Consider the following 12741-nt stretch of genomic DNA (forward strand, 5'->3'; position numbering starts at 1 on the left):
GATCACATAACATTCTATTGACAAATGTTGATCCAAATATTAACTGATTATAAAGTAGTTTGTAACGACGAACAGCAGTACAGTCCGTCCTATCTTAAATAATTGAATTTGGAGGAACGTATGCACTCGCAACAACTAGCTTTTAAACCGACAGATGAATTTCGCCGACAAGCTAATGTGTCCGGTTTAGAAGATTATCAATCCCTTTGGGAATTTGCAGATAAGGACTATTTGCAGTATTGGGCGGATCTTGCCCGTGAGCTTATCACGTGGAAAAAACCGTTTATGCAAATTTTTGACGACAGCAAAGCACCGTTTTATAAATGGTTTAGTGACGGTATTTTAAATGTTTCCTATAACTGTTTGGATCGTCATCTACCGGATAAAAGCGATAAAATTGCGTTGATTTTTGAGTCAGATTTTGGGCAGGTTTCCCAATTTACCTATGCACAGTTACACAATCGGGTGTGCCGCTTTGCGAATGCACTACGTGAATTAGGGGTGAAGAAGGGGGATAGAGTGGTCATCTATTTGCCAATGATTGCCGAAGCAGTTATTGCAATGCAATCCTGTGCCAGAATTGGGGCGGTTCACTCGGTCGTGTTCGGCGGATTTTCGGCGGGGGCATTGCGTGATCGGGTAGAAGATGCTCAAGCAAAATTGGTGATTACCGCTAATGCCGGATTACGGGGCGGGCGGATTATTCCTCTGAAGGAAACGGTGGACGAAGCCCTCGAATTAGGGTGTAAAAGCGTAGAAAATGTGGTGGTTTATCACCGTGTCAATATTGATACCCCTTGGAAAAAAGGGCGTGATCTGTGGTGGAACGAATTATCTAAGAATCAGCCCGCTTTCTGTGAACCGGAATGGATGAACGCCGAAGATCCGTTGTTTATCCTGTATACTTCCGGTTCAACGGGCAAGCCGAAAGGCATAGTGCATAGCACCGCCGGTTATTTGCTGGGAGCGACAAACTCGTTCTACTCAGTTTTCGATCACAAAGCCAATGATGTTTACTGGTGTACTGCTGATGTTGGTTGGATCACGGGGCATTCCTATGTCTGTTACGGTCCGTTGGCAAATGGAACAACGCAAATCATCTACGAAGGCGTGCCCAATTATCCCGATGCAGGACGGATTTGGCGAATGATCCAGCGGCATAAAGTCACTGTGCTTTACACCTCACCGACCTTAATCCGCTCTTTAACCCGCTTAGGCGATCATATCCCGAAAAAATACGATCTCTCATCTCTACGTTTACTTGGTAGTGTCGGTGAACCGATTAACCCAACGGCGTGGCTGTGGTTTTATGAAGTGGTCGGTGGCAGCCGTTGCCCGATAGTCGATACTTGGTGGCAAACAGAAACTGGTTCGATAATGCTTTCACCAATGCCAGGGGTAAACCCGACCAAACCGGGATCATGCTCCTTGCCTTTACCGGGTATTATGGCTGATGTGGTGAATGAACACGGGCAGAAATGCGAGGTTGAAGAAGCGGGTGCATTAGTAATTAAACGCCCGTTCCCATCAATGTTGCGTACCATATGGGGTGATCCGGATCGTTATAAATCCAGCTATTTCCCACAAGAATTTGGCGGTAAATATTACGTTGCTGGTGATTCGGCGCAGCGGGATAAAGACGGCTATTTTTGGATTCTAGGGCGTACCGATGACGTATTAAATGTGTCCGGACATCGTTTAGGTACGGCGGAAATTGAATCGGCATTAGTCGCTCACGAAAATGTGGTGGAAGCTGCGATTGTCGGTAAACCAGATGAGATCAAAGGTGAAGCTGTGGTCGCTTTTGTGGTGCTGAAAGGGCTCAGACCAGAAGGCGAGCAAGCTAAACAGCTTGCCGAAGAATTGAAACTTTGGGTATCAAATGAAATCGGCAAAATTGCCCGACCTGAAGATATTCGCTTTTCGGATAATTTACCGAAGACCCGTTCCGGTAAAATTATGCGTCGTTTACTGCGTTCAATTGCGAAAAATGAAATGATTACCCAAGATATTTCTACTCTTGAAAATCCGCAAATTATCGGGCAGTTACAACAACAGATAATGTAACCGTTTAACATGATAACAATCCGCACGTAAAACGTGCTGTTTTTAGGCTACCCTATATAAGTGTCTAGTACCTCCATGCCCCTTAAGGGGCATGTGAAAAACTGACAACTGCTGCATAATAGCTCTATGGCTTACCCTTTAAAGGGGTCCAAAAAAGACATCAAATGATGTCCTTTTTTGTATAATTACACAAAGCTAAACGATTGCATCATGCTAAGGAGACCCAAACTCAAGATATCAATCTATTGTCAGATAGGATACACTCGGTGTCTCCCTACAATTTGATTAAAAGAGTATTTTGTGCAACTGTTATAATACCGAATTAAAGACCAAGGAGTTTTTGTTGTAACGATTGCTGTGTAAAAGGTTTGATTAGCACTGGAAATTGTTCGGCATTTTCTAATTTTGCCGTGTGACCTGTGATAAGTAAGATTTTTATTGTCGGGAAATTTTTCTGTACCCATTTGGCGAGATCTATGCCGGTGAGTTTATCGGATAACATAATATCAGATAATAAGTAGTCAATTTTTTCTCCTTGTTCTAATTGTTCAATGGCTTGTTCGGCGGACTCGCATAAGATGGGTGTATAGCCCATAACATGGAGCTGTTCGCCCAAAGTTTCACGTAAATTTGTTTTATCTTCGACAATCAAAATCTTATAGCTAACCTCGTTCTTATTAAATATTTTTGTCGTTGGCATGAGGGAGTCTATGTTCGTTGTAATCGGTAATTGTAGGTGAATTGCCGTCCCTTGTGCCGGATAGGAATCAATTTTTACACGACCTTTCGATTGGCGAATAAATCCATATACCATTGATAACCCCAAGCCGCTCCCTCGACCATTTTGTTTTGTTGTAAAAAATGGTTCAAATACGTGATTTATAGTCTCTTCGTCCATACCGCAGCCATCATCTATAACAGAAAGTTGAACCATGTGTTCTTGTCGATAAGTGCGGGTGACATTAAGGGCTGTTGTTTGGATGGTAATGGTTCCTTGATGGTTTAATGCATCTTTCGCATTAACAATTAAATTGAGAAGTGCTGTTTCAAGTTGATTTTTGTCAATGTAAACAGGGGGTAAATTCTCGCTCAAATCTAACCGCACTTTGATACTTGTCGGAATACTATGCTTGATTAAATCGTTAAATTCTAAAACAAGCTGATTAATATCCAGTGAAATCGGATGAAGTGGCTGTTTTCTTGCATAAGCCAGTAAGCGTTGGGTTAAAGTTGCACTATTTTCAGCGGCTTTTAAAGCTCGCTGTAAACGTTTTGCTTGCCGTTCATCAAGATGAGCAGGGTTAATTAAATCTAAATTACCAATAATCACAGCAAGAAAATTATTAAAGTCATGGGCAATGCCTCCAGTTAAATGACCGATAGCCCGCATTTTTTGGTTATGAATAATCTCGTTTTCCCATTTTTTCCGTTGTGTGCGGTCAATTAAAAAGATAACAAATCCATCTTTTAAAGGGCTGACACGCCATTCCAAAGTATGTTTTTCATACTCTATTTCAAGAAAATCTTGCGCTTGTCGAACCTCGGTAAGCAACGCTAAATTAATGGGTTGGTTACTCCCAATGACTTTGGTTTGTCGCGAATCAAAGTAACTGACTAATGAATAAAGATTATGTTGTTGATATTCTGTAAAAAACGGTTGAAGTAATATTTTAAATTGAGCGTTATGAGAAATGAGATTTAACTCTTTATCAAAAATGACTAATCCGTCCCGCATTGCTAAAAAAGTTTGTTCGACTAATTCATTTTTCTCTTTTAATAAGGAATCCGTTCGTTCCAGCTCAATAACATTTTGGTAAAACACATCAAAGGTTCTGGCTAAATCACCTATTTCATCGTGACTGTGTTGTTGTGGTACTGTCACATTTTTATTGCCTTGCGATAAACATTTTAATGCATTTGTAATAGAATAAAGTCGTTTTCCAATAAGAGAGTAAATATATTTTGCCCAGATAATAATCAGCAGAATCGTGAAAAGTGAAAATAATAAAATAAATAGCGTTAATGTAAATAAATGTTGTTGAACTTGTTCCGAATTAGTATTGGCATTTTCCACTTTATCTTTGACTAATTGCGTATAGCTTTGATTGATTTGTTGGACTAGGGCATCAATTTTGAATGTCAGAAATTGAATACGTAAATTAACTTTCTCCAAGATTTTGGCATTATTAATCATGGTGGGGAATTGTTGTTGAAGTTTCATGAGTTCTACATTGATATCGGAAAATTGATTAACGGGAGGAAAAAATAAAAAATTAGCTTGTATTCCGGTAAATACACTCACGGAAAAACGACTTTTCGTTGCGTCTTCAATGAGTTTTTCTACCCGATCAAGTTGTATAAGAAAATTTTGCGGAAATTTATGTTCTATATCCGCGGGTGAGATACGTTTTTCTAATCTTTTAATATGTCGAATATAAAGTAATCCTTGGTTTAATTGACTGATCATTGTGGTATGCAACACATGACGTTCATGGGTTTGCAATAATAAATCTTGTACGCTTTTTTCAAGTAAATCAATATGATGAATAACCTGAGTGAAAATTTCATTGGGTTCGACGGTGGATTGTTTGGCTTGTGTAAGTAGGCTTTGTAATTCTTCAGCATGACGAGTGAGTGACTTTGATTCTCCTTGATATTCTAAGGCACTGGTCGTTTGTGTTAAACGTTTTGCATAAGTAGAAATTTGTGCAGTTTTAACACCCAATGTCATTGAGGAAAACATTTGATTAAGGGAGCGATCCCGCAAATTGGATAAAGAATTATAGGTATTATTTAATCCGATAATTGCTGTCATACTAATGGCAATAATAAGTGAAATTACCGTGATTAAAAACAGCATTAAACGAAAGCGTACACTATAAATTTTTGCTGATGTTTTCCAATTCTTCATTTTTAACCGCACTTTTATCTCTATATCGTTTTTGCTCATTCTAAGCAGAAATAAATAAAAACAAATGAAGAATACCTTTCTTATTATTGTTTTGTGATCTAACTCTCAAATTTGATAAAAAACTGCAATTATGACAATTATAAACGGCTTTCACATTTTCTATTCATATTCCTATGATTAAATACTGAAAAGATAATTCAAGGGGAGTGATGAAATGGGAGAACATAGTTTTGATCAAGTTACCCGTCCATTATTAGAAATGAAAGGTATCGCTAAACGTTTCGGTACGTTTTATGCATTACAAGGTGTGGATTTACCTATTTATCGAGGAGAAATTCATGCTTTGATGGGCGAAAATGGAGCGGGGAAAAGCACTTTAATGAAAATTCTTGCCGGTGCTTATAGCGCCTCTGAAGGTGATATTTTTACTGATGGCGAACGCTTTGTAATCACTTCCCCAAAAGATGCTATTAAAGCCGGCATTACCTTGATTTATCAAGAAATTCACTTATCACCAAATTTAACGGTAGCAGAAAATATTTTTTTAGGTTGTGAAATTAAACATTGGTATGGTCTTGATCGTAAGGCAATGGCGAATATATCACAAAAAATATTGGATCGATTAGGCACACAGTTCTCAGCCACTCAAAAAGTATCATCACTTACCATTGCAGAACAACAACAGGTTGAAATAGCACGGGCTTTGCATCGTAACAGTCGTGTATTAGTGATGGATGAACCGACAGCCGCACTGTCATCTCGTGAAACGGAACGATTATTTGAATTAGTGAAAAAGCTACGTGATGAGGGAATGGCGATTATCTACATTAGTCACCGCATGGCTGAAATTTATGAGTTGGCAGATCGAGTGAGTGTGTTGCGTGATGGAAAATATGTCGGTTCACTAATTCGTGAAAATTTAGATTCTGCGACTTTGGTTCAAATGATGGTAGGTCGTCCTTTAACCGATTTATTTAATAAAGAATCCGTTCCTATTGGGGAAGAAGTATTACGTGTGGAAAATCTTGCAGACGGTAATAAGGTGCAAGATGTTTCGCTTGTGGTTCGAGCCGGTGAAATCATTGGTTTATCCGGCTTGGTTGGCGCCGGACGATCTGAATTGGCACATCTATTGTTCGGTGTTAAACGACCAACGCAAGGTAAAATTTATCTCAGTGGGGGAGAAATCAGTTTTAATTCTCCTCGGGACGCCATTGCCCATCATGTTGCATTATTACCGGAAAACCGTAAAGACGAAGGCTTATTTCTTGATTTGAATATTCTTAAGAATGTGACTATGGCAACGATTGAGCGTGATGCCACAATGTTAGTGATAAACCAAACAAAAGGAAAACAAGCGACTCAGGAAGCCATTGAAGGACTAAAAATGCGAGTGCCCGGTGCCAATGTGAATGTCAGTGGTTTATCCGGTGGAAATCAGCAAAAAGTGTTGCTGTCCCGTTGGGTGGCTATTCACCCTAAATTGTTTATTATGGATGAACCGACACGTGGTGTTGATGTGGGGGCAAAAAGTGAAATTTACCGAATGATGATTGAAATGGCAAAACAAGGCGTGGCAATTTTGATGATTTCCAGTGAACTCCCGGAAATTGTGGGAATGAGTGATCGTGTTTATGTGATGCGTGAGGGCTATATGGTCGGTGAATTGAGTGGAAACGATATTAAGCAAGAACAAATTATGGCGTTTGCTTGCGGTGCGCAATAAACAAAAAAATCAAATGAAGGATTAAATCTTAAAAGAGAGGTAAAAAATGGGAACAACACAATCAACCGGCGTGGGGTTTAAAAAAATAGCATTCGCTGATGCGATGCAAGCGATGGGGATCTTACCGATTTTAATTTTAATCGTCATCGTTTTTTCTTTTGTTGCACCTAATTTTATGACGGAAGCTAATATTATGAATATTACCCGTCAGGCTTCCATCAATATTGTCCTTGCTGCCGGAATGACTTTTGTGATTTTAACCGGTGGGATTGATCTCTCAGTAGGCTCTATTCTTGGGGTAACCGCGGTGATGGGATTAGTAACATCGTTAAATCCGGCATTAGCGGATTTTGCTGTACCAATCGCTTTACTTGCAGGATTGGGAATGGGCGTATTTAATGGTTTACTTGTTGCTTATGCAGGATTACCACCGTTTATTGTTACCTTAGGCACTTATACAGCATTGCGTGGTGCAGCTTATTTGGTTGCAGATGGTACAACAGTAATCAATTCAAAAATCTCATTTAGCTGGATAGGTAACGGCTATCTCGGCTCCATTCCTTGGTTAGTGATTATTGCGTTTGCAGTGATTGCAATATGTTGGTTTATTTTACGTCGTACGACCTTAGGCACTCATATTTATGCGGTTGGAGGAAATTTACAAGCGGCCCGTTTAACCGGTATTAAAGTTTCTTTAGTATTAATTTTTGTTTATGCCGCCAGTGGCTTGTTGTCTGGTCTTGGGGGCGTAATGAGTGCATCACGTTTATACAGTGCCAATGGGAATCTTGGTGTCGGCTATGAACTTGATGCAATCGCTGCCGTTATTTTAGGGGGAACCAGCTTTGTCGGTGGTATTGGTACGATCACCGGGACATTGATTGGCGCATTAATTATTGCGACCTTAAATAATGGTATGACATTAATGGACGTGTCATATTTCTGGCAACTCGTCATTAAAGGTGGGGTTATTATCGTGGCTGTATTAATCGACAAATACCGTACTCGCTCAGCATAATATTTACTTCAACATAGGAGAAAATCGTAATGAAATTAAAAACTTTAGCTGTATCGTTAATGTTAGCCATCGCACCTTTTGCCCAAGGGAAAGAATTAAATTCTATCGGTGTGACAGTCGGAGATCTCGCTAATCCGTTTTTCGTGCAAATTGCAAAAGGGGCGGAATTAAAAGCGAAAGAATTGGCGGGTGATAAAGTTAATGTCGTCTCCGTATCCAGTGGTTACGATTTAGGACAACAAGTGGCGCAGATCGACAATTTTATTGCGGCTAAAATGGATATGATCATTTTAAATGCGGCAGATTCCAAAGGAATTGGGCCCGCAGTACAACGTGCACGTGATGCCGGAATTGTCGTTGTTGCCGTTGATGTGGCAGCAGATGGAGCAAATGCTACAGTAACCTCAAATAACTACCAAGCCGGAGAAATTGCTTGTCAAACCATCGTGGATAAATTGAATGGCAAGGGTAATGTTGTCATTATTAATGGACCACCGGTTTCGGCTGTACAAGATCGTGTTCAAGGCTGCCAAGATGTGTTTGCAAAACACGGTGAGATTAAGGTGTTATCCCATAACCAAAACGCGAAGGGAAGTCGAGAAGGCGGATTGGAAGTCATGACATCATTATTAATTGCTCATCCAAAAATTGATGCCGTATTTGCAATTAATGATCCTACCGCAATTGGTGCGGATTTAGCGGCTAAACAGGCACAACGCAGTGAATTCTTTATTATGGGTGTGGATGGTTCACCTGATGGCGAGGAAGCGCTCAAGTTATCTGACAGCTTATTCCGAGGTACTCCGGCGCAAGATCCGCAAGTGATGGCGGCAGAGGCGGTAAAAATAGGTTATGATATTTTACAAGGTAAACCTGCACCGAAAGAGGCTGTATTAATTCCGGTAAATTTAATTACACGTGAAAATATCGCAGACTATAAAGGTTGGACGGTAAAATAAAACGACGAAAAATAGAGGGCAGATCTTAGCTCTGCCCTAAATGTAAAAAAGTGCAGTCATTTTTCACTGTGTTTTAGCAGGATTCTATGGTTGCATTAAACAAATAACCGATTCCTCTTATTGTTTGGATATAACGGGGATTTTTAGGATTCGGCTCAATTTTTTTACGCAGACGCATAATGAGTACATCAATAGTGCGGTCGAAAATATCCAAACTTTCAGTGTGTGTTAATTCAAGTAATTTCTGACGGGAAAGAACTTTTTGAGCGTGGCTAATCAAGGCGTAGAGCAGAGTATATTCACCTTGAGTGAGTATAATTTCTTGTTTTTGTGGTGAATATAGTTTGTGGTTTTCCGTATCAAATAACCAATGGTCAAACTGAAAACAATGGCGAATCGGTGTATTGGAAAAAGATATTGGTTGATGATGACGTAAAGCAACTTTTGCTCTTGCAACAACTACTCGGGGATAAAAAGGTTTTGGGATATAATCATCCGCCCCCATTTCTAATCCCACAACAATATCTGATTCTGAATCCAAACCGCTTAACATAATAATCGGGACTGAAGTGATAGCCTTTAAATGCTGTAATAAAGTAAGTCCATTGACATCAGGTAAAATAAGATCGAGAAAAATGAGTGAGAATGTTGGGGCGGTTTGTAGTAATGTTAAGGCTTGTTTGCCTGTATTAGCCGTTGAAACAGTATAGCCGTGTTCTTCAAAAATATCGGTGAGCAGTTCACAGATTTGGATATCGTCATCAATAATAAGAATAGATAAATTTGACGGCATTGTTTGTCTCACGAATTTAATCAGTATAAACAAAAGTATATACAAGTTTTTAGAAAAAAACATATTTTAAATTTTAAGTCCGCTAAACAGGAGAGGAATATGCGTATCGGTATTGATTTAGGTGGTACCAAAATAGAAGTCATTGCGTTACATCATAATGGGGAAATACTATTTAGAAAACGCATTCCTACACCAAGGGGGGCTTATGAAGCCACACTTTTAGCGATTAAAAGTTTGGTTGATGAGGCTGAACAAGAAACGGGGCAAACGGGAACGGTTGGTGTGGGGATTCCCGGCACGATTTCACCTTTTAGTTTAAGAGTCAAAAATGCTAATTCAGTCTGGTTAAACGATCAACCTCTAGATAAAGATTTATCTCAAATATTGAATAGAGAAGTGCGTATTGCCAATGATGCCAACTGTATGACGGTTTCTGAAGCGACTGACGGTGCGGGTGCAGGAAGTGCGGTCGTTTTAGCGTTAATTTTGGGGACTGGCTGTGGTTCCGGCATTGTAATCAATGGTAAACCCCATAATGGAGGTAATGGTATTGGTGGAGAGTGGGGGCATAATCCTTTACCTTGGATGGATGAAGAAGAGCAACAAATTGCTCAAATGTCGCCTTGTTACTGCGGTCGTTCCGGTTGTATCGAACAATTTGTTTCCGGCACGGGACTTTGTGATGATTACACACGCCGCTCAGGAAAACATTTAAAAGGGCATGAAATTGTGGCTCTCGCAGAGCAGGGCGATGAATTTGCCGAGCAGACTTTACAAGCTTACGAACGCCGTTTGGCAAAAGCACTTTCTGCTTATGTCAATGTACTTGATCCTGATGTAATCGTGTTTGCCGGTGGTGTATGTAACATTGATCGTCTTTATTATAATGTCCCTAAATTAATGCCAAATTATATCTTTGGCAAAGAATTTCATACCCCTATTCGTAAAGCTTTACATGGTGACTCCAGCGGTGTTCGGGGTGCCGCTTGGTTGTGGCCTTTGTAATTTGATTTACTATTATTTTTTCATTCCTGTTTAGCAGGATAAAAAAATCCACCGTTTAAAATAAACGGTGGAACAATTTTAAGATATTACTAACTATAAATTATCTTTAATTAGAACTGATAGTTAATGCCGACACGTAACTCGCGTCCTACACCGGGTAGTACATTAGGACGTTGGCTGTGTGGGTAATAGAATTTATTAAAGGCATTATTGAGTGAAACATTGACATTTAATTGATCATTATTTAATGGTTTCCAGTTTACATAGAAATCATGCACACTATAGCCTGAACGAACAATGTCCGAGCCTGTTTCATTATCACGTACCAGAACGGAACCTTTCGCTTTCTGAACGGTACGATTACGCCAACCGAGTTCTAAATTAGGCTCCTCAAAGCGATAAGATAACTCAGCCGTCCACGTACGACCTATTTGTACCGCAAACTCTGGGTTTGAGCTGAGTAATTTTTTCGGGTGAGTATCATAGATGCGAGGTTTACTTTCAGCCACACCAACACGGGCAGTAAATCCACCAATGGTATAGCCGGCATTAAGTTCATAACCATGGTTTTTAATAAAACCGGCATTCACGGCTTCTCTCACTCCACCGACATGTCTATCTTGTGGGTTAGCTAATGCGTCATTAATACGTTGCCAGAAATAACTTCCTTCTAATGAAAATCCTTCATAAGTATAGTTAAAACCAATTTCTGTATTACGTGCACGTTCTGCAACCGTACCGTCAGCAATAGATACAATACCTCGTTTGCCATGAGTCAATAATGCATCATAGAGACGTGGACTGCGTGTTGCATAGTTATGGTTTGCACTAAAGCTCAATCCTTCCGTTGCCTGCCAAATTACACCAAAACTAGGATTGAATCTGCCATCAGAAACAGATTTTTTATCCATTGCCTTAAGGTTGAAATAGTCATAGCGTAAACCTGTCGTGAAGATAAAATCACCTAGTGCGGTAATCGCTTCAATATAAGCACCGGTATCTTCTTTAGTTGGTTCAACTAAATTTGGTTGAAAGAATGTATGAGGTGTAATTTTTTGATGACGGTAATTTAAACCATATTTGAGTAAAACCGAATCGCCAATATCGGAATCAAAATTGATATTCGCCCCTTTAGTGGTGATTTTAGTGGTGGTTGGACCGGCAATGTTGCCACAGTAACCACAACCGGAATCATCCGCTGAATAACGTTTATCCTGCATAATATAAGCATTAGCAGTCAGTTCTTTAATAAAACCTAGGTTTTTACCCGTATACTCAAGATTAGTATTGTTCTTACTTGTTTCACGATAAGTCGGTTTTTGACGTTCTAAAGAAAGTCTCCCTCCTGTAATCGTAAACTCCTCACGTACGGTACGCACACCACGATGTTCGTCTTTAAGGTGGCTTAATACTAAGCGATGATTTCCATCACCAAAAGTACCCCCCAATTTGATTAAATAATTGCGTTTATCTAAAGCACTATAAGGCACGGTATCACCACCATCAATATTACGATAGCCTTTACCCGGTTTGTAGTTATCATCATCGGTTCTTGCATAAGATACTAATGCATCAAAGTTGCCTGATTTACCAAAAGCCGTTGCGCCATAGCTATAACTGTCATTAGACGAAAATCCGGTATTTAAACGGAAGCCGTAATCTTTATCACTCCCTTTGAGCAAATCAAGGGCATCGACCGTCTTTGCAATAATTGCACCATTCGTTGCACCGATACCGGCACTTGCAGACCCCGCCCCTTTTTGCACAGAAACACTTTTTAATAAAGCCGGATCAATAATAAAACGCCCTTGGTGATATAAGATTTGACTATCGGAATAAGCATTATCCACTTTAATATCAACGGAATTTTGTCCCATACCACGAATAGTAAGGAATTGAGAGGTTCCGTTTCCACCACCAAAATCAATTGACGGTTCTTTGGCTAAAAAGCTACGTAAATCAGTAGCAGTGCTCTCATTACGTTCTTGCATTGTGACGATATTTGTCTGCACTTTGGTACCTTGACGATCAGTCACAGTAATCTCATCCAACGTAGTGCTTGAATCGGTATTTGCTAAAGCAGCACTTGCAGTTAGCACACTCATCACAACAAAACTGATGTTTGTAAGGCTAAATTGTTTTCCTTGCATACATTTCCTTAATAAATAAAAAAAATGATAATTCTCTTACCGTACGTAGTAAGTAAGTTACGAAATCACTTATCGTGCAAATAGCACAAAACTAAATGATAATGATTATTAT

8 protein-coding genes are annotated in these 12741 nt (G+C 39.7%); 5 read left to right on the forward strand and 3 right to left on the reverse strand.

Annotated features, from left to right (window positions below; genetic code table 11):
* Positions 1–120: 120 nt before the first annotated feature.
* Positions 121–2067, forward strand: coding sequence for an acetate--CoA ligase (gene acs / locus BKK47_RS11860; protein WP_077495027.1), 1947 nt, complete (start codon positions 121–123; stop codon positions 2065–2067).
* 322 nt (positions 2068–2389) lie between these two features.
* Here the strand turns inward: acs and BKK47_RS11865 are convergent, their stop codons facing one another.
* Positions 2390–4978, reverse strand: coding sequence for an ATP-binding protein (locus tag BKK47_RS11865; protein ID WP_077495034.1), 2589 nt, complete (start codon positions 4976–4978; stop codon positions 2390–2392).
* Between the two features lie 214 nt (positions 4979–5192).
* Between BKK47_RS11865 and BKK47_RS11870 the strand changes: the two genes are divergently transcribed.
* The 3 genes from BKK47_RS11870 to BKK47_RS11880 are packed head-to-tail and all read left to right on the forward strand — an operon-like array spanning position 5193 to position 8681.
* Entirely contained in the window at positions 5193–6704 is a 1512-nt protein-coding gene (locus BKK47_RS11870) for a sugar ABC transporter ATP-binding protein (RefSeq protein WP_077495028.1), read from the forward strand.
* A 46-nt stretch (positions 6705–6750) separates the two neighbouring features.
* Positions 6751–7722 carry an ABC transporter permease subunit gene (locus tag BKK47_RS11875; protein ID WP_077495029.1) on the forward strand — a complete coding sequence of 324 codons (972 nt, stop codon included), beginning with the start codon at positions 6751–6753 and terminating at the stop codon, positions 7720–7722.
* Positions 7723–7751: 29 nt separating this feature from the next.
* Positions 7752–8681: an ABC transporter substrate-binding protein gene (locus BKK47_RS11880; RefSeq protein WP_077495030.1), complete on the forward strand. Its 930-nt coding sequence runs from the start codon at positions 7752–7754 to the stop codon at positions 8679–8681.
* A 73-nt stretch (positions 8682–8754) separates the two neighbouring features.
* Here the strand turns inward: BKK47_RS11880 and BKK47_RS11885 are convergent, their stop codons facing one another.
* Positions 8755–9474 carry a response regulator gene (locus tag BKK47_RS11885; protein WP_077495031.1) on the reverse strand — a complete coding sequence of 240 codons (720 nt, stop codon included), beginning with the start codon at positions 9472–9474 and terminating at the stop codon, positions 8755–8757.
* Between the two features lie 99 nt (positions 9475–9573).
* Here BKK47_RS11885 and mak point away from each other — a divergent pair, with 99 nt between their 5' ends.
* On the forward strand, positions 9574–10479 hold the full coding sequence (mak, locus tag BKK47_RS11890) for a fructokinase (RefSeq protein WP_077495032.1): 906 nt from the start codon (positions 9574–9576) through the stop codon (positions 10477–10479).
* A 110-nt stretch (positions 10480–10589) separates the two neighbouring features.
* Here the strand turns inward: mak and BKK47_RS11895 are convergent, their stop codons facing one another.
* Complete coding sequence (locus BKK47_RS11895; protein WP_077495033.1) at positions 10590–12629, reverse strand: TonB-dependent siderophore receptor; 2040 nt, start codon at positions 12627–12629, stop codon at positions 10590–10592.
* Positions 12630–12741: the final 112 nt, after the last annotated feature.

Source organism: Rodentibacter mrazii (assembly GCF_001998825.1).
GTDB lineage: Bacteria > Pseudomonadota > Gammaproteobacteria > Enterobacterales > Pasteurellaceae > Rodentibacter > Rodentibacter mrazii.

Bases quoted from the DNA above. Each gene is read 5' to 3' on its own strand.
- acs (WP_077495027.1), top strand. From the start codon at position 121: ATGCACTCGCAACAACTAGCTTTTAAACCGACAGATGAATTTCGCCGA.
- BKK47_RS11865 (WP_077495034.1), bottom strand. From the start codon at position 4,978: ATGAAGAATTGGAAAACATCAGCAAAAATTTATAGTGTACGCTTTCGT.
- BKK47_RS11885 (WP_077495031.1), bottom strand. From the start codon at position 9,474: ATGCCGTCAAATTTATCTATTCTTATTATTGATGACGATATCCAAATC.
- BKK47_RS11875 (WP_077495029.1), top strand. From the start codon at position 6,751: ATGGGAACAACACAATCAACCGGCGTGGGGTTTAAAAAAATAGCATTC.
- mak (WP_077495032.1), top strand. From the start codon at position 9,574: ATGCGTATCGGTATTGATTTAGGTGGTACCAAAATAGAAGTCATTGCG.
- BKK47_RS11870 (WP_077495028.1), top strand. From the start codon at position 5,193: ATGGGAGAACATAGTTTTGATCAAGTTACCCGTCCATTATTAGAAATG.
- BKK47_RS11895 (WP_077495033.1), bottom strand. From the start codon at position 12,629: ATGCAAGGAAAACAATTTAGCCTTACAAACATCAGTTTTGTTGTGATG.
- BKK47_RS11880 (WP_077495030.1), top strand. From the start codon at position 7,752: ATGAAATTAAAAACTTTAGCTGTATCGTTAATGTTAGCCATCGCACCT.